Here is a 25,082-nt window from a genome sequence, read left to right as displayed (position 1 = left end):
CTACCTCGCGGACTCGGAAAAGACATAGGCAAACTCGCCGTTTTCCACGCTGACCCCAACCTGGCTGGCCGGGAAGCCCTGTAACAGACGATCGAGGAACTCACGGCTGATTGCTGGCAGCAAGCAGTTGGTCAGGATTGAGTCAATCATCCGCCCACCGCTTTCCAGCTCGGTGCAGCGGCTGGCAATCAACTGCACCACGTCATCGCTGTACGTGAAGGGAATCTTGTGGCTGTCAGCGATGCGCTGCCTGATCCGCTCCAGTTGCAGGCGGATGATGCGGTCGAGCATGGCGTCGCTGAGGGGGTAATACGGGATCACCACGAGGCGTCCGAGCAAAGCCGGCGGGAAGACCTCCAGCAACGGCTCACGCAAGGCTTTTGCGAGGGCTTGCGGTTCTGGCATTGCCAGCGGGTCACGGCACTGGCGGCTGATCAGGTCGGTGCCGACGTTGGTGGTCAGGAGGATCAGGGTGTGCTTGAAGTCGATGACTCGCCCCTCACCATCTTCCATCCAGCCCTTGTCGAACACCTGAAAAAACAGTTCGTGCACATCCGAGTGCGCCTTCTCCACTTCGTCCAGCAGCACCACGCTGTAAGGCTTGCGCCGTACTGCTTCGGTGAGCACGCCGCCTTCGCCGTAGCCCACGTAACCAGGCGGCGCGCCCTTGAGGGTAGAGACGCTGTGGGCTTCCTGGTATTCGCTCATATTGAGGGTAATGACGTTCTGCTCGCCGCCATACAACGCCTCGGCCAGGGCCAGGGCTGTCTCGGTCTTACCCACCCCGGAGGTGCCGGCGAGCATGAACACCCCCACCGGTTTGCCTGGATTGTCGAGGCCCGCGCGGGAGGTCTGGATACGTCGCGAGATCATCTCCAGCCCATGATCCTGACCGATAATGCGCTGGCCCAAACGGTCTGCCAGGTGCAACACGTTCTCGATTTCATTCTTGACCATGCGACCTACGGGGATGCCGGTCCAGTCCTGTACTACCGCCGCGACGGCCTGTTCGTCGACGTTGACCAGGACCAACGGAGTCTCGCCTTGCAGCAGCGCCAATTGTTCCTGTAATCGACGCAGTTCCAACCGGCCCGCTTCAGGTTCATCGGCATCCACATCGACCAACCGGCTACGCAGACGCAAGATCTGCATGACCAGCGCCAGCTCACTGTGCCAGCGGCTGCCAAGGACCTTCAGGCGCTCGCGCTCGGTCGCCAGCAACGCATCGACCGATGCACAACGACTTGAGGTTTGCGCCCCCATGGCGCGTTCACGCTGGATGATCGCCTGCTCGGTTTCCAGGCATTCGATACGCCGGCGGCTGTCATCGACTTCCGCCGGGGTGGCGTGCAGGCTGATGGCGACGCGGGCGCACGCGGTGTCGATCAGGCTCACCGCCTTGTCCGGTAACTGGCGCGCCGGGATATAGCGATTGGACAAACGCACGGCCGCTTCCAGCGCCGAATCGAGGATCTGCACCTGATGGTGCTCCTGCAGGCTGAAGGCAAGACCGCGCAGCATCAGCAGCGCACGGCTTTCATCCGGCTCATCGACCTGCACCGTCTGAAAGCGCCGGCTCAGGGCCGGATCTTTTTCGATGTGTTTTTTGTACTCGGCAAACGTGGTTGCGCCCAAGGTACGCAAGGTGCCACGGGCCAGGGCTGGCTTGAGCAGATTAGCCGCATCGCCGGTACCCGCGGCGCCACCTGCGCCGACCAGGGTGTGGGTTTCATCGATAAACAGCACCACCGGTTTGACGCTGGCTTGAACCTCATCGATGACCGAGCGCAGGCGCTGTTCAAACTCACCTTTCATGCTCGCACCCGCCTGCAACAGGCCGACATCAAGGGCCAGCAATTGTACGTCCCGCAGGCTAGGCGGCACGTCGCCACGGGCGATGCGCTGGGCGAATCCTTCCGCCACAGCAGTTTTGCCCACGCCCGCCTCGCCCACCAGCAGCGGGTTGTTCTGGCGACGGCGCATCAGGATATCGATGACCTGCCGGATCTCTTCATCGCGTCCGACGATAGGGTCCATCGTGTTTCGCCGCGCCTGCTCGGTCAGGTCGACAGTGAAGCGCTTCAGGCCTTCCTGACGGTCGGGCGCCAGTGCACCGACAGCCTCACCCGGCACCTGGTACCCATCGCTGGCCGTCATACGGGCCTCGGGCGAATCCTTGAGCAACGCGCCAAACTGCTCACTGAGGTCGTCGGTCCTGACGTTGTTGAACTCGCGGGACACACCATACAAACCATTACGCAATGCCGGAGTTTTCAGCATCGCCAGCAGCAAATGGCCAGAACGCACCTGGGACTCACCCAGCATCAGGGTCGCGTAGACCCAAGCACGCTCCACGGTTTCCTCGACCTGCGAGGACAGGTCCGTCACCGAGGTCGAGCCCCTAGGCAAACGATCCAGGGCGGCAGTGAGGTCCCGGTCCAACACCACCGGATCAATGCCGTAATGGCGGACCAGGCGCAACAGGTCCGAATCGGTCAATTGCAACAACTGCTGCAACCAGTGCACCAGCTCGACATAGGGATTGCCGCGCAGTTTGCAGAACACAGTGCTGCTTTCAATCGCCCGGTAGCACAGGCTGTTGAGCTTGCCGAAAAGCGCGACGCGACTGATATCAGCCATGGGCAGTTCCTTGAGAAGAAAATGAGGGTCGAGGCTTGATCAGCAACTGCCGATCATCCCGCTGGGGCGCTCTGCTGCTCAGCCAACTGGTCCAGCCCAATGACGTGGACCCCAGGCGCAAGCGAGGCCGGTGTTCTTTCTTGACGATCAGGTTGACGTCCCAGTCCATCGCCATGCCGACGTACTGACGCACCCAATCCTGCACCCGTTGCAGGCTGTCGCCACCGGGCAGCAAACGGCGGGTTTGTGTCAGGTCCAGAGGGCCAATCAGCAGGCGAAATTTGTGTTGGGCATTCCAGACTTTCCGGCCCATGACCGTGGCCTGGCCGAGTACCACCGCGTCCGGACCGCTGCGCAAGGTGCACAGCCCGTCACGGGGCAGGGTCATCCAGTGGCCGACAAATTGCTCGACCTCTACGGGAACGCCAAGGTAGTCGCCAAGCAAGGCGGCCAGGCCTTCGGCATTGCGTGTTTGCGGTCCCAGGCGGCCGGCGAAATGCAGCTTGGCGAGGTCCACCACGCCGTCGCGCGCCTGCAGCGACGGTAGGCCAATACCGAGCAATGATCCCAGGTAGTTGGCAAAGCGGTCCGCCCCCGGACGGTCCAGACTCACCGTTGGCTGGGCACTGGCCCAGGCGCGATAGAACAGGCTGATCATGCGGTGATGAAACACGTCGCAAAATGCCGCCAGCGTAGGGTCGTTGAGGTTGCGTTGACGGTCGCGAATGTATTCGGTGAGGTGAATCGGCAACGGGCCATTGGCGCCCATCAGGCCGAAGAAATTGAGCAGCAGTTTAGGCGTGTCGCCGGGTATGAGGCCCGCAATCATTGCCGGCTCAAACGCCAGCGAGGAATGCTGGCCGAAACGCACCGCCTCGTCCGCCGGGCGCGTGGCCTCGCCGATGCGCGGCAGGTGCGCAAAGGCGCACTCCAACTGGCGCAATGCCGCGTAGAAATCAAACCGACCCGGATGCGCTTCAAGCTCGCTGAGCAGGCTCAGAGGATCTCGCATCTGCCCACCCGCGCAGGCCACTGCATGATCACGCCGCGTGACGCGCTCACGATCCGCGTCTCGGTGAATGAGTTGAGCGACACGTACTTGGCGAAAAATTGTTCCAGCACCGAGCCCAATACACAGACGCCTGCACCCTCGAACGCAGACTCATCCACGCTCACACTGATCTGCAAACCTCGCCCATAGGTGACGGGTCCAGACAATGGCAGGCGCCGCACGATGCTCTGCGCAGTCACCGAACGCACGCCTTCGATCTGTTTATGTGCAACGGCATCGTCGACGCGGCAATACAGGCGCAACATGTCACGCAAGGCTACAGCGCCCTGCTCCGTGTCCTGGTCCAGCAGTGACAGGTAGTTAAGGGACAAATGGCTGACCAGACGCCATGCGGTATCGCCTTCGGCATACGACGGCGCGGGCACCGTGGGCCCTGCCACGCAACGTACCGACTGCACCGGCGCAGCGGATTGGACGCTGAAGTCGGTGCTGCCACTGCCCACCGGCATGCTCAGCACCAGGTCGCGGTTGCTGCACAGGGCGTCGATGCCCAATTGGCGCAGATCGCTGCGGTGAGGAGCCTGCTCGCCGTCCACCAGCGACACGAATACCTCGCTGCCCCCATAACTGGAGCGCGGGCCTCGGCTGCGCTGCTGTTCGGACAAAACCCGCGTGTCGCGCCGTACCTGGTAGTACGCACGCGGCGGCGTGCGTCCCTGCAGGTCGTTGGCGCGGTAGAAGGGTTCGAATGTCTGACTGGCCTCAGCGCCACTGCCGTAACCGGTCACCCCTTCAATTTCGTAGATCTCGTAATCCATTGACCGTGTGCGGTCGGGGCTCACATGGTATTCAGAGCGCTGTTCATCCAAGTGCACACGCTCGGTGCGCATCGGGAACAGGTTGATCGCCGGCGTGCAATACAGCGCAAAATTGGCGGCACTGAGGTTTTGCTCAAGTAACGGGTCTGCCGCCTTGAACAATACGATCAGCTCCAGTTGCTCGGCAGTGCAGCGGCTGACACTGCTCGCCAACCCCACCACGTCGACGAACATGAAGCGTTGCGGCAAGGCGAAGTATTCCTGCAACAAGCGATAACCCTGGAACGAACGCGGCCCGATGGGCAGCAAGGCTTCGCTGTCGCTATAGCCCACACTGCGAATCGCACTGCTGGGCAGCAGCTGATGCCAGTCCCCAGACGCTTGCATGGGCATGACCAGCACACCCGCCACTTGGGCCAACAGCTGCTCAAGAACCCGCGCGGGCGTGCCGTCCCCGCCACGGATGTGCAGCCGCAGGGTGTCGAGGGCCAGATCGCTGAAAGCCAGGCCAGCCCCGACGCTCAAGCGCAGGCGCAACGCGGCCTTGACTGCGCCGAGACGTGACAGGTCAACCCCAGCCACCTGCGTGCTGCAGGCGAAATAGCGCGCCTCGACCAACTCCACCGGCCACAGGGTTACCTCATGGGCAGTGCGAAACTCGCAGGCGGTCTGGTCCCCCTTGCCCAACTGGCTGTGCAATGCCGTGTGGCGTGGCACCTTGAAGCCGGCGGCCAGGCTGCCCTCGCCCATGTCCGGGTGCAGTTGCACCACCGCCATCGATGGCGTTGGCGCCAAGTAGTGTGGGTAGATCAGTTCCAGCAGGTGATGGGTAAATTGTGGGAATTGGGCATCAATCTTCAGTTGCACCCGTGCGGCGAGAAAGCTGAAACCTTCCAACAGCCGTTCAACATAGGGGTCGGCACAGGCGTAGGTTTCCAGCCCCAGGCGGCCGGCAACCTTGGGGTAGTCGCGGGCGAATTCACCGCCAACTTCCCGCAGATGCGCCAGCTCACGCTCGTAATAGCGCAGCAGTTTTGCGTTCAACGCACGTCCCTTGTCTCAATATCGAAGATCCGCGCCTCGCCTGCTTCCAGGTCGAGTTCGGTCTTCAGGTACAGGCGCTCGGGCAACGGTTGGCCCCAGAGTTCGCCATGAATTTCAAAGGTCATCTGGTTGGGACTGAGGGTTGCACCCGAGGAGGCAACCGGCACGACACGCAGGCTTTCGCGCAAAATCCGCGGTTCGAAATCCCAGATCGCTTGGCGAATGCGGCGTCCCAACGCTTCGCGGTCCAGGCCGGCAGCCGTCTTTCCCGCGAGATCGGGCAGCCCGAAATTGAGCACTGATTGTCCCGCCAACGGGCACTTCCTCAGGTCGCGAAAGCTGCCCAGACTGGTGCTGTTGAGCAGCCACCCCAAATCGCGTAATACCGCCTTGCGCAAGCGGCGCATGGACAACACGCGCTTGTCGCGAGGCTCGAAAACCTGCGCGGTGTCGTCATCACTCAAGCGATCGAGCAAGGACGGTTGCAAACGTTCGAGACTGGTTAGTTCAGCCATGCGCTGAGGCCTCCATCGACAGGACGGCGGGCGGGCGAACCCACCCACCGTCGGGCATCCGAATCAGATCTTCTGATTCTTTTCCAAGTCCCACTTCTTCGGCGTACCGGTGATTACCGTGTCACCGTTGAAGGCGTCATAGGCATAGCTGATGGTGGTGAAGTTGATCGAAAGGGTTTCGGCCGGCCGATCGCCAGTGCTACTGGCGGAGTAAGCACTGATAATCGCGCCGCCCAGGATGATCTTAAGAAACACTTGCTGTTTTTTGTCCGCGCCGCCCGTATGGACAAAGTGGATCTCGGCATCGCCCAGGCTCTTGCCGCACACAGCCTGCATAAACAGATCGGCCGAGGCCACGTCGGCCAGTTTGGTCACGGAAATTTCCGAGAACGAAGGGTTGCTGGTGTCACGGTCAGCACCGCCGCCACTGGAGGAAATCGCTCGGAAAACCCCCATTTGGATAGCGTCGAGGGTGATCCAGTCTTTGTGACCGTCGACGGTGGAAGTGCCTTTGATTGGGGTGCCTTTAAAGTTCAGCAGGATCATGGTGAGTACCTTTCAGGTTGAACAACGGGGTTATGACGCTTGGGTTGAAGGCAGCCTGGAGACCAACCGCAAGGACACGGTCAAGCCTTCAAGCTGGTAGTGCGGACGCAGGAAAAACTTGGCGCTGTAGTAACCGGGGTTGCCTTCGATTTCTTCCACCACGACCTCGGCCCCCGCCAGCGGCTTACGCGCTTTATCGGCATCGGTCGCGGTCGCCGGGTTGTGCTCCACGTAGCGGCCAACCCAGTTGTTGAGCCAGGTCTGCATATCGTCGCGCTCTTTGAATGAACCGATCTTGTCGCGCACGATGCACTTCAAGTAGTGAGCAAAACGGCACGTGGCAAACAGGTACGGCAGACGCGCTGCCAAGTTGGCGTTGGCGCTGGCATCCGGGTCGTCGTACTCCGCCGGTTTGTGCAGGGACTGGGCGCCAATGAAGGCCGCGAGATCGCTGTTTTTTTTGTGCACCAGGGGCATGAAGCCGTTCTTGGCCAGCTCGGCTTCGCGCCGGTCGCTGATGGCGATCTCGGTCGGGCAGGTCATGTCCACACCGCCGTCGTCAGTCGGGAAGGTATGCACTGGCAAGCCCTCCACGACGCCGCCGGATTCGATGCCGCGAATTTGCGAACACCAGCCATAGTGTTTGAACGAACGGTTGATATTCACGGCCATGGCGTAAGCCGCGTTGGCCCAAGTGAAATCCTTGGCGTCGGCGGCGTCGGTGGTTTCTTCAAAATCGAAGTCTTCCACCGGATTGGACTTGGCACCGTAAGGGGCACGGGCCAGGAAACGCGGCATGGCCAGGCCCACGTAGCGTGAGTCTTCACTGGCGCGCAAACTGCGCCACGCCGCGTGCTCCGGGGTCTGGAAGATTTTGGTCAGGTCACGTGGGTTGGCCAGTTCCTGCCAGGACTCCATAAGCATCACGCTGGGGTCAGCGGCGGTGATCAGCGGGCAGTGCGCGGCGGCACTGACACGGGCGATCTGGGTCAACAGCTCGACGTCCGGCGCACTGTTGTTGAAGTAGTAGTCAGCGACAAAAGCGCCATAGGGCTCGCCACCGAACTGGCCGTATTCCTCTTCATACAGCTTCTTGAAAATCGGGCTCTGGTCCCAGGCCACTCCTTTGAACTTGCGCAGAGTCTTATGCACTTCGTGCTTGGAAATGTTCATCACCCGAATCTTCAGGGACTCGTCGGTCTCGGTGTTACTGACCAGGTAATGCAAGCCGCGCCAGGCGCTTTCCACGGCCTGGAACTCCTCATGGTGGAGGATATGGTTGACCTGTTCGGTGAGCTTTTGGTCGAGGCTGGCGATCAGGCCTTCAATCGTGCCGAGCACGTCATGGGACATCACCTGCGTGCCTTGCAGCGCCTGTTCCGCCAGGGTGCGCACGGCGGATTCCACGGCGTCCCTGGCTTTGTCGGTCTTGGGCTTGAATTCTTTTTGCAGCAGGCTGGCGAAGTCACCGGCGTCGAATGCCGTGGCCGGAGCTCCCTGTTCGGGTTGTTCCGATTGCGTAGTGGACATGACGGTATCCTTGAATTATGGGCAACAGCGTCCCCATACCGGGGCAAACGAGGCGCCGGCAGAGACCACGGTCATTCTGTTAGTCGGGTTGTTGGGGGCCCGCGCACAGGGCCTGCATCACACTCGGATCGCTGAGCACTTTGGCCAGCAATTCTTCGGCCCCTACCTTGCCGTCCATATAGGTCAGCAGATTCGACAGCTGGCGGCGCGCGGCCAACAACTGATTAAGGCTGGGCACCTTGTTGGCGATTGCACCTGGGGAGAAGTCGTCCATGCTCTCAAAGGTGATCTCCACCGGCAGGTTGCCCTCGCCCGTCAGGGTATTGGGCACCTGGAATGCCACACGGGGCTTCATGGACTTGAGGCGTTCGTCAAAGTTGTCCACATCGACTTCCAGAAACTTGCGCTCGGCTACCGGCGGCAAAGGCTCGGCCGGTTTGCCGGAAAGGTCTGAAAACACGCCCATCACGAAGGGTAACTGCACGGTTTTTTCCGCGCCGTAGATCTCCACGTCGTATTCGATCTGGACGCGCGGCGCACGATTGCGGGCGATAAACTTCTGGCTACTTTCTTTGGCCACGGAACTGGCTCCGGTGAGTGGAGTGGATAGATGAACGTTCAGTTGTCGTTGGTGCGGATGCCGCTGACCTGCGCCAGTTGCGCAAGTCCATCGGGCGCCAGGTCTTGCAGCAACTCCATGAAATTCTTGTCGATCAGTGTTTTTGCCCGTTGCAGCAGGAACGGCACCGGGCTCGCGGGCTCATGGGTATGAAAATAGCTGCACAGCCGATCAATGACCTGGCGCGCCTCTTCGCGGCTGCGGATCTCGCCGAACAGTGCCTGCGGTGCGGCCACCTCTGAGGTAGCAACAGTGGCTGCAGCCGCCTCGACCGGCGCAGGTTCAAGCAAGAACCGGCGGACTATTTCAGCGGCGCGACGCAGCGGAGCGACCAGTCCATTGAGGTCGATGGCGCGACCTACGCTGACTTTTTCCGTCAGCCACTGCTCAATCTGCAGGCTGTGCGCTAACGCCTGGGTCAGCGCAAGGTGAATGGCCTGTAGCTGTTGCGCATTGGCATCGACAAGCGCCCCTTCGATCATTGCCAGGCTCGGGTGATTGCCCTCGCCGCCATGCTCGACAATCGCCAGATCGATCATCCTCAAGCTGACCGCGCCGATGCCTCGCGCGTTGATCAACGGCGCATCCAACACGTCGCGTACCAGGCCGTTGGGGGCACATAGGAACGCCAGGACATTGATGCGCAACAGCGGGTCATGGCCATCCTCCGGGTCGAGCCTGGGGTACAGCCCGTCCCAGCAATTTTCCAACAACCCTTGCACCAGCCCCAGGCCAGCCGACAGGCCGGCGATGCCGTGCACGTTGAGTTCGGCGCGGGTGGCCCAGATGGCCAGGCGCAAATCGCGGCTACGCTCCAGCATCGGCAATGCGAGGGCCATGACGCGCTTCCAGTTCGGCTCGATGGCCTCGGTGACGGTGTCGCCGTACTGAACCTCGGGTTTACCCAGTGCCTCTTCTTCAAGTTCTAAGAATTGCGCCGAATATTCAAAGTTCTGGCCACCGCCATCGGCCTCGCTCAGGGGCAAGCACAACAGGGTGAAATCCAGTGGTTGAGCTTCGGTGGGCGACCCCATCATGTGTCCCTCGGGCAAATGGCTCTGGCAGTAGAGCCGCGAGTCGGGACGTCGAATCCAACGGTTCAGAAAACTGAGCCTGTTGGAGCCCCCGCGCTACGCCTACTGCCGAAAATATTCAGCGTGGGCGGATTTATATAGCGATGGGACCACACGAGAATGCAGGCAGTGTCATTGCGGGGCGTAGGATTAAGCTGCGAATGCAGCGGTCGTGAGCAGAGAACGCGCACTCATAAATGGCGTCGCCTGGCTTTAGGTCGGCCACCCGCCGGCCATTGCTTGAGCCAGTGACGGCTGCACCGGCACGCGAATACCGAAGGTGTCCCTCAGCAAGACCGTTAGCTCTTGCGCGTTGTTCAGCAGCCGTTTTTCGCTGGGCTGATCCAGGGAATGGATCGCGTAATGCGCGTTGTTTAAGGTATGGCGTTTGCCGGGCGCCAGCAGTGCGACTTTCAATTGGCCCAAGAACGGCGAGTTCGGGTGGGTCGAGACATACCAATTACCGATTTCGTAATCGATGGCGGCCTGCACCTGCAAGTCGAACACATACAAACCACGCCACTCCCCCGCCACTTCGGCCCACAACGTGTAACTGTTCTCCCCTGCATTGAACGTCAGGCGATAGGGCTCATGGGCGGTGGCCTGCACGGCCTCAGTGTCCAACTGCAACGGACTGCTGGGCACCATGCCGCCAAAGCCTACATCGGTGATGTAACGAACCCCGTCCAGGGTCACCAGACTCAAACGATGGGTGCGTGCCGTGCGCGCGTCCGGCGGTCCGCCCATCACCACCCGACCGGTAATGCCACGGGCCTCGAAACCCAGTTCCTGCAGCAGCGCGAGGAACATCTGGTTCAACTCATAGCAATAGCCGCCGCGGCCATCGAACAACACCTTTTGCTCGACGCTGGGCAGGTCGATCGGCACCGGCAGGCGCAACAGGGTCGACAGGCTTTCAAAGGCGAAGGTGCACACATGGCGCAGTTGCAGATCCCGCAGGGTTGCCAGGGTGGGAGGTGGCGGCGAATCGTATCCCAGGCGCTGCAGGTACAGATGGCTATGGTTGAGGCGGGTCATGGCACGGTCCTTGGGCGCAGGAAGAGTGCGTCACTATGCCGCGTTCACATGCAAACTGTCATTTTGAATGAACCTTTTTGAACGCTTCAGCCTCCATCTATAACAAGACAGGGAGGCAACATGAGTACCGCAAAAATCTACACCATCCACTACCAACTGCACGGTCAACCGAAGTCCTTTGTGGTGCGTGCCGAAGTGATGAATAACGCCGAGGCCTGGCACTGGGCAGCGGTCGATGCCGACATTGCTCATGTCAGCCGTATCGGCCGCGTCGGCCACGAGCAAGTGAAAAAAACCACCCGGCCCTGGGCGGAGAAGTTCGGGATTACCGACGTTTCCTGGACGCCACCTAAATAAACGAAGGCCCCGCTCAATGGCGGGGCCTGATTACCTATTACGCTGTTATTTCTTTAAGTCGCCCAACGGATCGTAGGGCGGCTTTTTTTTCGCCTCGTCCTTGTCCTTTTTATCCAGCGGGGCAATCGCCGGACCTACCGGATCAACCTGCGGATCAGCCACATCCGGCGAGTCGGGGTCAAATCCCAGCTCATCCTTGCCGCTGGCGTGTTCGTTAGAGGGGGGCCCATCCGAGCGCTTGTTCATAATGGTCTCCTGTTAGAGCGGGCGAGCTTTGTCGTGGAGGTTTTCCAAGTCTTCTTCGACGCGCTCCACATCATCATGGTCGTCACGCTCTTTCGGGTCATTGGGGCGCAAGGCATCGTTGTCGCGCTCTTCTTCACCGGGTGTGCGATCAGGGTCGGGTGTACCGGGCGGTGGTTGCTTGTATTCGGGCATGGTGGTTCACCTCAAAGGGACTACATTCGTTTAGAGAAACTGCCACAGATCATGGTTCAACTTGATTGCCCCACCGCTGACCGCTGACCATGAGAAGATGCCACCCCCTACCCGCCCTGGAGACCTGGACCAGATGTTCGAGCTCAAACCCTGCGACCCCGTCACCTACCGCCAACAGACCCGCCGCAGCACGTTGATCGTGGCCGTGCTGTTCATGGCCTTGGCCATGCTGCTGTCGACCCTGGCGGTGATGCTGTTCGGCGAACCCGGCGGTGATAACTTTCGCTTCAATGTCGGCGGTGTGTTCGCGGGGGTGCTGATTACCGTCGCCCTGGTGCGCGGCCCGTTCTGGTCCAAGTCGTGGCTGGCCGCTGCGGTGTACGGCTGGCAGCTCAAGCGCACGCTGATGCGCGTGACCAATGTGATGCACACCGTCACCGAACGTGTGCAGGCCAATGATCCGACGGCCATGAAAGTGCTGCGTTTCTATCACCTGGGGCTGACGCAGATGCATGCACTGGACGCCAACTCCAGCGCCCAGGCGCAACTGGTCGGCGAAATGGACGCGCATAAAGCCAGGATGCAGACGCTGGGAATCGACACCGAACAGACCCGTTTCGACCCCGCGTGGCTGGACGGTTTGAAAAGCGTTTAAATCATCTGCCTCGCCAGCAGAACAACGCACTCACCGCAATCGCCGCACCCGCCACGCCAAACCCCAGCGGCGCCGACGCCACCGGCAGCAGCAGACCCGCCAGCAGCGGCCCCAGGCCAGCGCCGATGTCGCGCCAGACCGCATTGGACGCCAGCGCCGACACTCGCATCGAACCGGGGTTGCGCTCGGCGACCAAGGTAGTCACCAGCGGCAGTTGCAATGCGCGCAGCACCAGCACCGCCGCCGCGCCGACGATCACCCAATAGCTGCCGAATGCGCTCAAGGCCAGGGCACTCAAGAACGAAAACAGCAGCAACATGGCGGTGGCGCCAAATCGCTGCGCCGCGCGACCGCCCAGGGGGCTCAGAAGCATTTCCGAGACGTAGCGCAGGGCCATTAAGCCACCAGCAATCAGCACCGCATCGCCGCCGAGAATTTTCTGGGCCTGGATCGACAGCCCAAAGATAAACAGCCCGTCCAGCGCCACGCCTTCGATAAACGACCACAGTGCAACGCTGTCCGGCCACTTGAAGCGACGCCCTGGTGTGCTGTGCAAATCATGTCCGGCGCTGGGCAAGCCGCGCGCCATCCAAAGGCCTATCAGGCAGCAACCGGCGAGAATCACAAAGATCGGACGCGGCCCGGCCCACAGCGTCAGCCAACCACCGAACGGCAACGCCAGCATCGGTCCCCAGGCGATCAAGGCCCGCGAACGCCCGGCCCGGCGCGCGGCGCCCTCTGGCTCAGCGGTGGCCAATACCTGGGTCGACAGGTTCAACGCGGCAAAACACAGGCCCCACACCAGCCGCAACCCGAGCAACGCGGCAAAGCCGGATAGCACCGAATTGCCCAGGGCACACAGCGCAGCGGCACCGGCGGCGATCATGCAGGTCAGACGATCGCCGTTGCGCGCATAGAAATTCAACACATGCCGGTAACCGAAAATCCGCACCAGGCGGTTGGCCGCCAGCAACACCCCGGCCTGTGCCAGGGTAATGCCAAAGGCCTGGGATTCCATGGGCAACAGCAGGTAGAGCAACACGTCGCTGGGCAGGCACAACGCCAGGGTCAGCGCGGCGCGGCGGGAGGTGGTGTCGGCAGTGCGTTGGGCCTGACTGGACATAAATCTGAAACATCCCGAAATATTCAGGTCGCCACGGTAGCCTTAGCGAACCGCGCTTTACAACGCCCCGTCACGTCTTTTTCCCATAGGGCAGCAAACGCAAACCGCTGGCCACGCTGCCCACCAGCGCAAATGCACAGCCCAGCCACAACGCAGAGTGCGGGCCGCTGGCCATGAACAGGTGGAAACACAACGCCACCAGCGAGGCGCCCAGCGTCTGCCCCAACAAGCGCGAAATCGCCACGATGCCACTGGCCCCGCCGCTGCGCGCCAGCGGTGCACTGGTCATCAACGCCTTGAGATTGGGCGACTGGAAAAAACCAAAACCGGCGCCGCACAAGGCCATGCGCCAACCGATATCGAAGGCCGACGCGCCGGTGTCCAAGGTCGCTAATGCGGCCATGCCCAGGCTCAACATCAGCAGGCCGATGCCGCACAGCAGGCCCAGGGACACACGGTCGGCCAGGCGCCCGGCGACCAGTGCCATCACCGCCACCACGGCCGGCCATGGCGTCATCAGGAAGCCGGTTTCCACCTGGCTATGGCCGAGCACTGCTTGCAGCAGAAATGGCAGCGACACGAAGGCCAGGCCCTGGGCACTGAAGGCGCAGATCGCAGTGAGAGAGGACAAGGCAAACACTGGCCGCTTGAACAGGTCCAAGGCGAGCATCGGCGCCGGATGACCGGCCTGGCGACGCAGCAACAAGGTGCCGCACAGCAGCGCCACGGCAATCAAGCCCAGGGTCAGTGCGCCTTGAGCGCCGTGCACCGCTGTGCCAAGGCCCAAGACCAACAAGGCGAACAAACCGGCACATAACAATGCCGCCAGCCGGTCAAACGCGTGCCCGGTGATGGGGAGGATGGGCAGTGAACGCACGCCGAGTGCCAGGGCCAACAGCCCCAGCGGCACATTGATCAGGTACAGCCAGTGCCAGGTCGCCACTGACAGGATCGCCGACGCGGCGGTCGGCCCCAAGGTAAAGGCCAACCCCACCACCAACGAGTTATAACCAAGGCCGCGCCCAAGCATTTTTGACGGGTAGATATGCCGCAGCAACGCCGTGTTCACACTCATGATCGCCGCCGCCCCCAGCCCCTGCACCACCCGCGCAGCCGTCAGGGTCTCCAGCGAACCGGCCAACCCGCAAAACAGCGACGAGACGATAAACAGCAGCAACCCGCCAAGGTACACACGGCGATGCCCCAGCACGTCACTCAGCGACGCAAACGGCAGCACCGTGGCAATAATCGCCAACTGGTAGGCGTTGACCACCCAGATCACCGAGGCGGAATCGGTACCAATCCCTTCGGCCAGTGTCGGCAGTGCGGTGTTGACGATGGCCGTGTCCAACGTCGCCATGCCGATCCCCAGGGAGATCGCGATCACGGCAGGCAGGCGTTTGTTGAGAGGCAGGCCATCGGCGGCAGAAGACATGAACGATCCACGCGGGTGATAAGGCTGCCAGATTAAGGGCAGCGCTGATTTTTTTCAGCCGCGGATCAGTTGCCTGTCGACAATTTCATGTTCGCCAGCGCGCTCAGGTCCAAATGCCCGCCTATAACCGGCGGGCACCAGTAGTAACCACCGGTCAACGGCGTGCTGATGCGGTACAACCCGTCGACAATCCCGTCTTCCAACCCGCTCATCCGGCGCAGTTGTGCTTCAAAAGCATCGAACGAGTGGCCGAACGCGAGGAACATCAAACCCGCCTGACCGTTCTCGGCCCACGGCATCGAGCGGCGTACCACGAAGGCTTCCGGGGTAAAGCTTTCCTGGGCGGTGCGTTTGGTGTGGGCGGATTCGGGGGCGTCGTCCAGCTCTTCGTTATCGCCATGGCGGCGGCCGATGATGTGGTCGCGCTCCTGGGCGGGCAAGGCGGCGAAGCCGTCGAGATCGTGCTGCCATTGCTGGATCGCAGCGAAGCTGGCGCCGCTGTCGGTCAGCGCGGCGTCAACGGCGGCGTCGTCGTGGGGGTTTTCGGTGCCGTCTTCATAATCGGTGAGGTCAAACCCGGTCTTGTAGCGAAAGCCTTCGGTTGACTGCACCAGGCCAAACGCCGGGGCCAGGGCCTTTTCATAGGCACGGCTGCGCAACAGCAGTTCACCGCGATCCACACCGTGCAGCCACACCCACAGTGCCTGCTGGGTGGACGGATTATTCGCACCCGGGCCGCTGACCGCCGGGAATGGGCGCAGACCATCGATGTGCGTGCCCAGTGCATTTACCAGCGGTTCACCAAAACCGACCACTGCCGCCGAATCCACCAGTTGCACCAGCGCGTCCAACGCGGCCGGTACGGCTTCAAGGGTTTGCACGGCAAAAAACAGATGGCGTGCCTGCAAAGGCACCGGTGCGGCAAGAATGCCCGGCTGGTAGTGACTCATGTGAACTCCTTCAAGAAAGGCGCGCAGTTTACCTGCCGTACGTCATCGTGCGTAGGAGAAAGCGCGCAAGCCTTGCCATAGAGCCCTTTGTTGGGTGACTCTCTAGTCATGTTTTGAAACTATTCCAGGGGTAGCGACATGACCACCAGCAACCTGCTCGCCCAGCTGTTTCCAACGTCCGTGGCCGATATTCCCGAGCAATTCCGGCTTGAAGCGCCCATTGAACAGCGTGATTACCTGGTCGATGGCCAGTTGCAGGTGTGGAACGGCCCGCTGGCCCAGGTGCAGAGCCCGGTGCAGTTGGGCGACAGCCGTGTGGTGATCGGCAGCACGCCGCTGCTGGACGCCGACACCGCCCTCACCGCCCTCGATGCCGCCGTGCGCGCCTACGACCGGGGCCAGGGCGAATGGCCAACCATGCGTGTGGCGGACCGTATCCAGCATGTCGAAGCGTTTTTGCGCCGTATGCGCGAACAGCGCGATGCGGTGGTCACGCTGCTGATGTGGGAAATCGGCAAGAACCTCAAGGACTCGCAAAAAGAGTTCGACCGCACCTGCGACTACATCACCGACACCATCAATGCCCTCAAGGAACTGGACCGTCGCAGCAGCCGCTTCGAACTGGAACAGGACACCCTCGGGCAAATCCGCCGCGTACCGCTGGGTGTAGCGCTGTGCATGGGCCCCTACAACTACCCGCTCAATGAGACCTTCACCACGCTGATCCCGGCGTTGATCATGGGCAACACCGTGGTGTTCAAACCGGCCAAGCTCGGCGTGCTGCTGATCCGCCCGCTGCTGGAAGCGTTCCGCGACAGCTTCCCGGCCGGAGTGATCAACGTGATCTACGGCAGTGGCCGTGAAACCGTCAGCGCGCTGATGGCCAGCGGCAAGATCGATATCTTTGCGTTTATCGGCACCAACAAGGCCGCCAGCGACCTTAAAAAACTGCACCCCAAGCCGCACCGCTTGCGTGCTGCACTGGGCCTGGACGCGAAAAACCCCGGCATCGTGTTGCCCGAGGTGGACCTGGACAATGCCGTCAGCGAGGCCGTCACCGGTTCGTTGTCGTTCAACGGCCAGCGCTGCACCGCGTTGAAAATCCTGTTTGTGCATGAGGATGTGGTCGACAGCTTTATCGAGAAATTCAACGCCAAGCTGGCGACACTCAAGCCCGGCATGCCATGGGAAGACGGCGTGTCGCTGACGCCGCTGCCGGAAGTGGGCAAGGTGGATTACCTCAATGATCTGGTGGCCGATGCTCAACAACACGGTGCCCAGGTGGTGAATGCCAACGGTGGCACCAGCCGTGGTTCGTTTTTCTACCCGGCCGTGCTGTACCCGGTGAACCCGCAGATGCGCGTGTACCACGAAGAACAGTTCGGCCCGGTGGTGCCGATCGTGCCTTACCGCGATCTGGAGACGGTGATCGAGTACGTACTCGACTCGGACTTCGGGCAGCAATTGAGCATCTTCGGCACCAACGCCGTGGCAGTTGGGCGTCTGGTGGACACCTTTGCCAATCAGGTTGGCCGGATCAATATCAACGCCCAGTGCCAGCGCGGGCCGGACACGTTCCCATTCAACGGGCGCAAGAACTCGGCCGAAGGCACGTTGTCGGTACATGACGCCTTGCGGGTGTTCTCGATCCGCACCCTGGTGGCCACCAAGTTCCAGGAGAGCAACAAGGCGCTGGTCAGCGACATCCTGCGCAACCGCGATTCGAGCTTCCTGACCACCGATTACATTTTCTAGAGGAACGCGAGCAGTTGATTAACCTGCATTTGCCTATGTTTGCCCGGCGCCTGCTGCGCCCGTTGCTCGACCCGTACCGTCGCTATCGCCATGCCAAGCTGATCCACGCCGTGCGCGTGTCCATTGGCTTGCTGGCGACGATCCTGCTGACCACCGGCATCAACCTGCCCCACGGTGAGTGGGCGTCGGTGACCATGCTGATCGTGATCGGCGGTTTGCAGCACCACGGCAATATCGGCAAGAAAGCCGTGGAGCGCGCCTACGGTACTTTGATCGGCGCCAGCGTCGGCTTGCTGCTGGTGGTGCAACAGGCCTACTTCGGTCTGCCGCTGTTGACCTATTTGCTGATGTCGGTGGTGTGCGGGTTCTTTTCCTATCACGCCATCGGCAAGGGCGGATACATCGCCCTGCTGTCGGCGATCACGGTGTTTATCGTCGCCGGCCACGGAGACAATCCGATCTCGGATGGTTTGTGGCGCACGGTCGATATCCTGATTGGCATCGTGCTGGCCCTGGCGTTTTCCTTCGCCCTACCGCTGTATGCCGTGTACTCGTGGCGCTACAACCTGGCCAGTGCTTTGCGCGACTGTGCGGCGATTTACAGCAGGATCATCAACGGCCAATCGGTCACCGATGATGAACACCTCAAATTGTTGAACCGTTTGAATGCCGCCATGGTGCAACTGCGCTCGCTGATGCCGTCGGTGTCCAAGGAAGTGCGCATCTCCATGACCGAACTGGACGCGATCCAGCGGCACCTGCGCATGTGCATCAGCACCCTGGAAATTCTCGGCAACACGCGGCCGGACCCGCGTGATGAACAGGCCACTGCGCGCATGCAGATGATGTTGAAGGCCGAGCACCGGCAGATTCGTGTGCAGTTGGTGGGGATGGCGCGGGCGCTGAAGTCGGGGGTGACAGAGCGGTTGGAGCGGCCAAGCCATGCCGGCGTGAGCGAGCCGGCGCTGGATACGCCGGTCTACAGCGCGTTGGACGGTTATCGGTTGCTGACGGTGCAATTGGCGGCGAATGTGGATGGGATGCGCCAGCGGCTGGCTAAGAGCGCCGGGCGCTGGAAGATCTAGAAAGCTGGTCCGTTGACGTGTACCCAGCATCTACACATTCACACTTTCTCCTACATATTTTTCACGTTTTATTCACATCCCGGGACGTAGGGTGAAGCCTCATCCGTTACAAACGTTGCACATCAAGCCCGCCGCCCCAGCGGGCTTTTTTTTGCCCGGGATTTGACTTAGCGCGAGGCCTTGGCAGCGGGCGCGGCCGCTTGTTCACGAATGGCACGCTGGGTATCCAGCACCTTCGCCAACGCGGTTTCCGCTTCCGGGCTTTGCTGCGGCACACGAATCGCCGCCGAGACCAAGGTGATCAACTTGGCCATCACTTCGGCATCCGTCGCCGGGCGGCCCAGGCTCATGGAATTCATCAGCAGGCGCAGTTCGGTGCCGGCCATCACCCCGGAAATCGCCTTGAGGGCAAATTGCAGGCGCACGCCCAGCTCATTGCGCGGCAGATCCGGCAAGGCCAGGGCGAACGCTTCGAAGAAGCGCTGGAACACCGGCTGGTAATGCACCTTGAGGTATTCCTGGATGAACGGTGAGGTGTCGCTGTACACACGACCCAGGAAACGGATGAACGAACGCCCTTCCCCACTCGCACTGGCCGGATCGCTGCGCTCCAGGCCCATGGCCGGGGCGAACAGCACGCCTAGGAGGGTATCGCAATCGAGTGGGCCATCAGACTCGGCTTCACAACGGGCCAGCAGTTCCAGGCGCTGCTCGTTGAGCGGTTCCAGGCGCTGCATCAGCAGGGTTTTCATCAGGGAATCCTTGTCCCCGAAGTGGTAGTTCACAGCGGCCAGGTTCACTTGGGCTCGCTCGGTAATCTGCCGTAACAACACTGCGTCATAACCGTACTTAATAAAGAGCGCCTCTGTCGCATCCAGCAATCGAGTCTTGGTAATGTTTGGAGCGCTGAGTTTCTTCGCGACCATAAAGGGTTCCACGGCGGAAATATTGTTTTAAAAAATAATTTGATTTTTTATACCGGGGCGGCCGGTCGAAAGCAAGTGGGGATACACCGCCATACGATTCAAAGCCTTGGCCAGCGGGCATTTTGAGGGTGATCCGGGCAATTTTGACGGCCCCTCACACCGCGTTATGTAATCGTTTCAAAGGGTAAAACCGCTCTACATCCATGGCTGGCGAAGCGCTGGGAACACGGTTAGTATTCAAACAATATTTTAAAAACAAGAAATAAAACCAGTCCGTGACGCGTACCTGACAACTCCCGAACTTGTTACAAGGATTTACCGGGGGACATGACGGCAGCGTCGAGACTGCAGGCGTAGTCATGATGACAGATACCCCCGCGCACCCAGGCTTGATCTCCCTGCAAGGCATCGGCAAACGCTATCAGTTGGCCGGGCAAGAGCTGTCCATTCTCAATGACGTGTGCCTGTCCATCACCCGCGGTGACAGCTGCGGCATTCTCGGCGCGTCCGGCTCCGGTAAAAGCACCCTACTCAATATTCTTGGCCTGTTGGACTTGCCCAACTGCGGCCAGTACCACTTTGCGGGCCACGATATTTTCAGCGCCACCCCGGATGAACTGGCTGCGATCCGCAACCAACAGATCGGTTTTGTGTTCCAGAGCTTCAACCTGCTGCCGCGCCTCAGCGCCTTGGACAACGTCGCCTTGCCCCTGAGCTATCGCGGTGTGTCGCGCCACGAATCGGTGGAGCAGGCCCTGCGCATGCTCGAACAAGTGGGTTTGGCCGACCGCGCTCACCATCGCCCCGCCGACCTTTCCGGCGGTCAGCGCCAACGCGTTGCTATCGCCCGCGCGCTGGTCGGCAAACCTTCGGTGATCCTGGCCGACGAACCCACCGGCAACCTCGACAGCAGCACCGCTCAGGACATCATGGACCTGCTGCTGGCGCTGAACCGCGAGCAACAGGTCACGCTGATCATCGTCACCCACGACGCGACTATCGCCGAACGCCTGGAACGCAAGATTCTGGTGCGCAACGGCGTGGTGCACGAGGTTGGTCGCCTATGAGCCTGCGGGTCGAACAGAGCCTCAGCCAATTGCTGCATGAAGCCTTCATCAGCCTGCGCACCCTTGGCAAGCGCTCGGTTCTGGCCCTGCTGGGCATCGTCATTGGTAGTTCGTCGGTGGTAGCACTGATCAATATCGGCCATAACGCGGCAGTGGATGCCGCGATGATTTTCAAGGACATGGGCACCGACACCCTGGTGGTGCAGTTCCCGCCCAAAGGCAACAACAACGTGCCGATGCGTACCCCACTCAACCTGCAAGCGGTGCGCGAGGCCGTGCCAGGCATCGCCCATATCGGCGCACTCAGCCTGTTCAGCGGGCCCATCGTGTTCCATGGCCGCACAGCCAACGCCAACTTCGTCGGCGGCACAGCGGAGATTCCCCAAACGATGCGCCTGGAACTGCGACAAGGGCGTTTTCTGTCGAGCTACGACGCCAACGAAACCTATGGCGTGATTGGCGACCAGGTCGCCCAGGCACTCGGGGCGCCGGGCGATCCCGTGCAACTGGGCGACCGGGTGCGCATCAACGATTACTTGTTCCTGATCGTCGGCATTCTGCACAACCAACCGCGGGCGATGCTGATGCCGGTGCAGGCCAACGAGTCATTGTTCATCCCCGCCGAAGGCATGCGCCGTATCTACGCCACGCCGCAGATCAGCAATGTGATCATCCGCGCCGCGCCCGGCCAGGACATGGAGCACATCGCCCGGGCAGCCGCCGACGCGTTGCAGACCCAGCTCACCAAACACACTGTCGACATTCAGGTGCCTCAGCAAATGATCGACGGCATGACCCGGCAAAGCCGCACCTTCGCCTACCTGCTACTGGCCCTCGGCGCGATTTCCCTGGTGGGCGGTGGCGTGGGGGTGATGAACGTGATGCTGATGAACGTCTCGGAGCGCCGCCGCGAGATCGGCATTCGCATGGCCTTGGGCGCTCGCCAGCGGGATATCCGTAACCTGTTCCTGCTCGAAGCCGTGACCCTCACCGCCGTCGGCGCGCTGTGCGGCGCGGTGCTGGGCATGAGCGCTGCCTGGCTCTACGCCTGGCTGTCGGGCTGGGAATTCGCGCTGGCGGCTGCCGCCCTGCCCCTCGGCGTGGGCAGTACATTGCTGGTGGGTTTGTTCTTCGGCCTCTACCCGGCAGTTTCGGCCTCGCGATTGCAACCGGTGGAGGCCCTGCGTGATGAGTAAATGGCTCTGGTTGCTCGCGCTGATCAGCCTGCCCGGCGTGGCGGCCGATGTGGTCATCCGTCCCTCGGCCCCCAGCAGCCCCCGCAGCGTGTCGTTGAACGCCCAGGTCACCGCGCTGACCCTTGGCGACGCGGTGTACCTGGGCCTGCGCAACAACCCGGCAATCCGCAGCGCCTACCTGCAACGGGTGGCGCAGAAGTTCGACCTGCGGGTCGCTGAAGACGTGTTCAACCCCAAGCTCACGCTCAACAGCTATTACCGCGCCACCCGCGGTTCCCAGGACAGCGCACGCAACACCAACGTGGCGCCGGCCACCAGTTTGCTCAGTGAGTACGGCACCCGACTGAGCATGGGCTGGACCCAGCAACTGAACAACGCCGACCGCGCCGGCCGTTACCGCAGCGACGGCCTGGACCTGGCGATCATCCAACCGCTGCTGCGCGGTGCCGGCTGGGACGCCACCACCGCGCCGCTGCGCCTGTCGCGCCTGTCGGAACAGGCCAATCGCCTGAACCTCAAGGCCACCGTGGCGCAGACCATCAGCCAGATCATCGCCACCTACCGCGAACTGCTGCGCGCCCAGGAACAACTGCTGATCGTGCAGGAAGCCCTCAAACGCTCCGACACCTTGCTGAACGTGAACAAGGCGCTGATCAGCGCCGGGCGCATGGCCGAGTTCGAAATCGTGCAGACCGAAGCCGATATCGCCACCCAGCAGTTGGGCGTGGAAGAAGCGCAAAACCAACTCGATACCAATCGCATGGCGCTCCTGCGTCTGCTGGCCCTGGACCTGTCCACGCCGATTCGCGCCACCGAAGCCCTGGAGGCCAAGCCCATGCAGATCGACAAGCACCAGGCCTTCACCCTGGCGCAAACCCAGCAACCGGAGTACCTCGCCGCCCTGCTCGGCAGCCAGCAGGCCGACCTCGACCTGGTGATCGCCAAAGACTCCGGGCGCTGGCAGGTGGATTTGGTGGCCGGCGCGAACCAGATTCGCGACAACTACAATAACGACGCCGGCAGCAGCAATAACCGCACCTGGGACAGCTACGCCGGGGTGCAGGTGCAGATCCCCATCGGCGACATCAGCACTCGCCAGGCCGAAGTGCGTGCGCGGGTGAATGTGGAGGATCAGGAGATTCGCATCACCGACGCCCGTCAGGAACTGGAGCGCAGCGTCAACGATGTGGTGCGCGACCTCGGCACCCGTTGGCGCCAATATGAAATATCCCAGCGTGCGGTGGAGCTGTCACGGCGCAAGATCGAGATCGAGCGGGAAAAGCTCAGTGCCGGACGTTCCACCAACTTCCAGGTGCTGAGTTTCGAGACCGACCTGCGCAACGCCGAAAACGCGCAGCTCAATGCACTGATCGCTTATTTGAACGCCCAGACCCAGCTCGACTTGACCCTGGGCATGACGCTGGAAAGTTGGGAAATCACCCTCAATGACTACTAATCGAAAACGCCTGCTGGGCGCTGTAGTGATCCTGCTGCTGGTCGGAGCGGGGCTGGCGTTGCGCAGTCCTGCTTCCAGTCCCGCCAGTACCGCCGAGCAATGGCTGGCCATAAAACCCGACCCGCTGGTGCACCAGATAGGTCTGGTGGGCAAGATCGAGCCCGACACCACCCTCATCCTCACCGCCCCGTTCGACGGCAACGTGCAGGCCAACCTGGTGGAACAAGGCCAACGGGTCGAGGCCGGTCAGGTGCTGCTGCGCATGGACCCGGCCACCCTCCAAGTGCAACTGCGCGACGCACTTTCCGCCCAGCTCAAAGCCCGGCGTACCGTGCAGGAGATGCAAGACTGGGAGAGCAGCCCGACAGTCAGCCGTGCCCGCCGCAGCCTGCGCACCACCGAGATGAATGCTGGCAACACCCAGCGCAAACTCACCGAAAGCGACAACCTGTTCAAGCGCGGCATCATCCCGCGCAACGAACTGGACGAACTCAAGCAGCAAGCCCAGCAACAACAGCTGGACCTCGCCTCCGCCCGCAGCGAACTGCAACAGGCGCTCGATCAGGGCAAAGGCGAGTACCGCCAGATTGCCGACATGGAACTGACCAACGCTACGGTGAAATACGAGGCCCTGCGCACGTTGCTCGAAGGCCAGGAGGTCAAGGCGCCGTTTTCCGGCATCGTGGTACCCGCGCCTGGCAATAACACACCCCAAGGCGGCGGCATTACCAACGCACCCATCCAGGTTGGGAGCAAGATCAGCCAAGGCCAGGTGTTGTTCGGGTTGGCGAACATAGAACGGCTGAAAATCGTCGCCAAGGTCTCGGAGTTGGACATCAACCAATTGCATCAGGGCCAAGCGGTGGAGGTCATGGGCGATGGGTTTGATGGCGAGCGGCTGACTGGCTCAGTCAGTGTGGTCAGCGGGTTGGCGATGGCCAGTGACAGCCAGGGCAGTGCGCAGTTTCCGGTGACGCTATCGATCCCCAAGCTGACGCCCCAGCAGTTGCAGCGGGTGCGGTTGGGGATGAGTGCGCGGTTGACCATCATCACCTACAACAATGCGCAGGCGATTGTGATTCCGAGCGAGGCGATCCAAGCGGATATGACGGTGGAGTATCGAGAAGCGATGGATAAGCCGGTGGAGCGAGTGAAAGTGACCACCGGGCAATCGACGGCGCAGGGGGTTGAGGTGTTTGGCCTCAAGCCTGGCTTTGTGAAGACCTCAAGATAAATGGAGATCCCCTGTGGGATGGCGGTGCGACGGTTCGACTTGCTCCCGATGGCAGAGGGTCAGTCAAAGCTGCATAAACTGACCCACCGCCATCGGGAGCAAGCCCCCTCCCACATTTGAAATGAGTTCAACTTAAGAACCGGTGGGCTCTCAGGCCGCCACGCTCTTGCTTTTGATCTGAAATCGCCCCGTCAACCACGATGCCCGGCATTCCGGCCTTTACAAAAGTGACCCGTTGTAAGAGCGGGACCACTAGCCGCCTAGGCTCGGTGTGCCCGCACTCAGGCTTGAATCCGTGGGCCACCGCACTGGGCCATCCATGGCCCAGTGCGTCTAACCCGGCGTCCTGCCGGGTTAGCCACGGATTAAAGCCTGCGTTCGGCCAGCGTGTTTGACGGGGCGCCTAAGATCACAATCAAAAGCGCAGATCAAAAGACCGCTGAATTCGTCTGCGAAAAGGATGTAAGAGCCAAATCAAAAACAGATCCAAGACAAGGTGAGGCCTATCTGATCTATGGAGATCAAACTGTGGGAGGGGGCTTGCTCCCGATGGCGGTGGGTCAGTCACAG

General features: G+C 61.3%; 23 protein-coding genes. 8 read left to right on the top strand and 15 right to left on the bottom strand.

What is annotated here, in order from left to right; all coding sequences use genetic code 11:
- From tssH to AOA61_RS01970, 9 genes are all read right to left on the bottom strand, one after another.
- Nucleotides 1–2,640 (bottom strand): type VI secretion system ATPase TssH, encoded by a 2,640-nt coding sequence (gene tssH / locus AOA61_RS02010; protein ID WP_099601012.1) that lies wholly within the window; start codon nt 2,638–2,640, stop codon nt 1–3.
- A complete protein-coding gene (gene tssG / locus AOA61_RS02005) occupies nt 2,633–3,652 on the bottom strand; it encodes a type VI secretion system baseplate subunit TssG (RefSeq protein ID WP_032889704.1) in 1,020 nt (339 codons plus the stop codon). Before tssG ends, tssH begins: the two co-directional genes overlap by 8 nt.
- Entirely contained in the window at nt 3,637–5,514 is a 1,878-nt protein-coding gene (gene tssF, locus AOA61_RS02000) for a type VI secretion system baseplate subunit TssF (RefSeq protein WP_099601011.1), read from the bottom strand. Before tssF ends, tssG begins: the two co-directional genes overlap by 16 nt.
- A complete protein-coding gene (gene tssE / locus AOA61_RS01995; RefSeq protein WP_032889708.1) occupies nt 5,511–6,029 on the bottom strand; it encodes a type VI secretion system baseplate subunit TssE in 519 nt (172 codons plus the stop codon). Before tssE ends, tssF begins: the two co-directional genes overlap by 4 nt.
- 63 nt (nt 6,030–6,092) lie before the next feature.
- Complete coding sequence (locus AOA61_RS01990; protein ID WP_032889711.1) at nt 6,093–6,575, bottom strand: type VI secretion system tube protein Hcp; 483 nt, start codon at nt 6,573–6,575, stop codon at nt 6,093–6,095.
- 30 nt (nt 6,576–6,605) lie between these two features.
- On the bottom strand, nt 6,606–8,105 hold the full coding sequence (gene tssC, locus AOA61_RS01985) for a type VI secretion system contractile sheath large subunit (protein WP_032889713.1): 1,500 nt from the start codon (nt 8,103–8,105) through the stop codon (nt 6,606–6,608).
- A gap of 79 nt (nt 8,106–8,184) precedes the next feature.
- The gene (tssB, locus tag AOA61_RS01980; protein WP_099601010.1) at nt 8,185–8,685 is read right to left on the bottom strand and encodes a type VI secretion system contractile sheath small subunit; all 501 of its coding nucleotides are present in this window, start codon (nt 8,683–8,685) and stop codon (nt 8,185–8,187) included.
- Nucleotides 8,686–8,723: 38 nt separating this feature from the next.
- A complete protein-coding gene (gene tssA, locus AOA61_RS01975; protein ID WP_099601073.1) occupies nt 8,724–9,758 on the bottom strand; it encodes a type VI secretion system protein TssA in 1,035 nt (344 codons plus the stop codon).
- Between the two features lie 252 nt (nt 9,759–10,010).
- On the bottom strand, nt 10,011–10,835 hold the full coding sequence (locus AOA61_RS01970) for an arylamine N-acetyltransferase (RefSeq protein ID WP_099601009.1): 825 nt from the start codon (nt 10,833–10,835) through the stop codon (nt 10,011–10,013).
- Nucleotides 10,836–10,955: 120 nt separating this feature from the next.
- Here AOA61_RS01970 and AOA61_RS01965 point away from each other — a divergent pair, with 120 nt between their 5' ends.
- Nucleotides 10,956–11,192, top strand: coding sequence for a DUF6555 family protein (locus tag AOA61_RS01965; protein WP_032889720.1), 237 nt, complete (start codon nt 10,956–10,958; stop codon nt 11,190–11,192).
- Between the two features lie 45 nt (nt 11,193–11,237).
- Here the strand turns inward: AOA61_RS01965 and AOA61_RS01960 are convergent, their stop codons facing one another.
- A complete protein-coding gene (locus tag AOA61_RS01960; protein WP_032889722.1) occupies nt 11,238–11,438 on the bottom strand; it encodes a DUF6021 family protein in 201 nt (66 codons plus the stop codon).
- Between the two features lie 12 nt (nt 11,439–11,450).
- Nucleotides 11,451–11,630, bottom strand: coding sequence for a hypothetical protein (locus tag AOA61_RS01955; protein WP_032889724.1), 180 nt, complete (start codon nt 11,628–11,630; stop codon nt 11,451–11,453).
- Nucleotides 11,631–11,763: 133 nt separating this feature from the next.
- On the opposite strand from AOA61_RS01955, the gene AOA61_RS01950 reads away from it, so the two are divergent.
- Nucleotides 11,764–12,285, top strand: coding sequence for a DUF3087 family protein (locus AOA61_RS01950; protein WP_095184429.1), 522 nt, complete (start codon nt 11,764–11,766; stop codon nt 12,283–12,285).
- Between the two features lies 1 nt (nt 12,286).
- Here AOA61_RS01950 and AOA61_RS01945 read toward each other — a convergent pair whose 3' ends face one another.
- From AOA61_RS01945 to AOA61_RS01935, 3 genes are all read right to left on the bottom strand, one after another.
- Nucleotides 12,287–13,408, bottom strand: a complete 1,122-nt coding sequence (locus AOA61_RS01945; RefSeq protein ID WP_099601007.1) for an MFS transporter — start codon at nt 13,406–13,408, stop codon at nt 12,287–12,289.
- 70 nt (nt 13,409–13,478) lie between these two features.
- Nucleotides 13,479–14,843: an MFS transporter gene (locus tag AOA61_RS01940; protein ID WP_032889731.1), complete on the bottom strand. Its 1,365-nt coding sequence runs from the start codon at nt 14,841–14,843 to the stop codon at nt 13,479–13,481.
- A gap of 65 nt (nt 14,844–14,908) precedes the next feature.
- Nucleotides 14,909–15,793, bottom strand: a complete 885-nt coding sequence (locus AOA61_RS01935) for a Dyp-type peroxidase (RefSeq protein ID WP_095184427.1) — start codon at nt 15,791–15,793, stop codon at nt 14,909–14,911.
- Nucleotides 15,794–15,931: 138 nt separating this feature from the next.
- Here AOA61_RS01935 and AOA61_RS01930 point away from each other — a divergent pair, with 138 nt between their 5' ends.
- On the top strand, nt 15,932–17,548 hold the full coding sequence (locus AOA61_RS01930) for an NADP-dependent glyceraldehyde-3-phosphate dehydrogenase (protein ID WP_032889737.1): 1,617 nt from the start codon (nt 15,932–15,934) through the stop codon (nt 17,546–17,548).
- Nucleotides 17,549–17,571: 23 nt separating this feature from the next.
- Complete coding sequence (locus AOA61_RS01925) at nt 17,572–18,633, top strand: FUSC family protein (protein WP_032890043.1); 1,062 nt, start codon at nt 17,572–17,574, stop codon at nt 18,631–18,633.
- A 167-nt stretch (nt 18,634–18,800) separates the two neighbouring features.
- On the opposite strand, the gene AOA61_RS01920 is transcribed toward AOA61_RS01925, so the two are convergent.
- The gene (locus AOA61_RS01920; protein ID WP_032889739.1) at nt 18,801–19,559 is read right to left on the bottom strand and encodes a TetR/AcrR family transcriptional regulator; all 759 of its coding nucleotides are present in this window, start codon (nt 19,557–19,559) and stop codon (nt 18,801–18,803) included.
- A 359-nt stretch (nt 19,560–19,918) separates the two neighbouring features.
- Here AOA61_RS01920 and AOA61_RS01915 point away from each other — a divergent pair, with 359 nt between their 5' ends.
- From AOA61_RS01915 to AOA61_RS01900, 4 genes are read left to right on the top strand one after another with little or no spacing between them, the layout of a single operon-like run.
- Nucleotides 19,919–20,626 (top strand): ABC transporter ATP-binding protein, encoded by a 708-nt coding sequence (locus AOA61_RS01915; protein ID WP_032889741.1) that lies wholly within the window; start codon nt 19,919–19,921, stop codon nt 20,624–20,626.
- Nucleotides 20,623–21,822 (top strand): ABC transporter permease, encoded by a 1,200-nt coding sequence (locus tag AOA61_RS01910; RefSeq protein ID WP_099601006.1) that lies wholly within the window; start codon nt 20,623–20,625, stop codon nt 21,820–21,822. Before AOA61_RS01915 ends, AOA61_RS01910 begins: the two co-directional genes overlap by 4 nt.
- Complete coding sequence (locus AOA61_RS01905; protein ID WP_099601004.1) at nt 21,815–23,278, top strand: TolC family protein; 1,464 nt, start codon at nt 21,815–21,817, stop codon at nt 23,276–23,278. The genes AOA61_RS01910 and AOA61_RS01905 overlap by 8 nt, the downstream gene beginning before the upstream one ends.
- Nucleotides 23,268–24,512: an efflux RND transporter periplasmic adaptor subunit gene (locus tag AOA61_RS01900; RefSeq protein ID WP_099601003.1), complete on the top strand. Its 1,245-nt coding sequence runs from the start codon at nt 23,268–23,270 to the stop codon at nt 24,510–24,512. Before AOA61_RS01905 ends, AOA61_RS01900 begins: the two co-directional genes overlap by 11 nt.
- Nucleotides 24,513–25,082 lie beyond the last annotated feature (570 nt).

The organism is Pseudomonas sp. 2995-1 (assembly GCF_002742505.1).
Lineage (GTDB): Bacteria > Pseudomonadota > Gammaproteobacteria > Pseudomonadales > Pseudomonadaceae > Aquipseudomonas > Aquipseudomonas sivasensis.
Note: the sequence above shows the minus strand (reverse complement) of the source record. Positions and strands in the feature narration are given on the sequence as shown.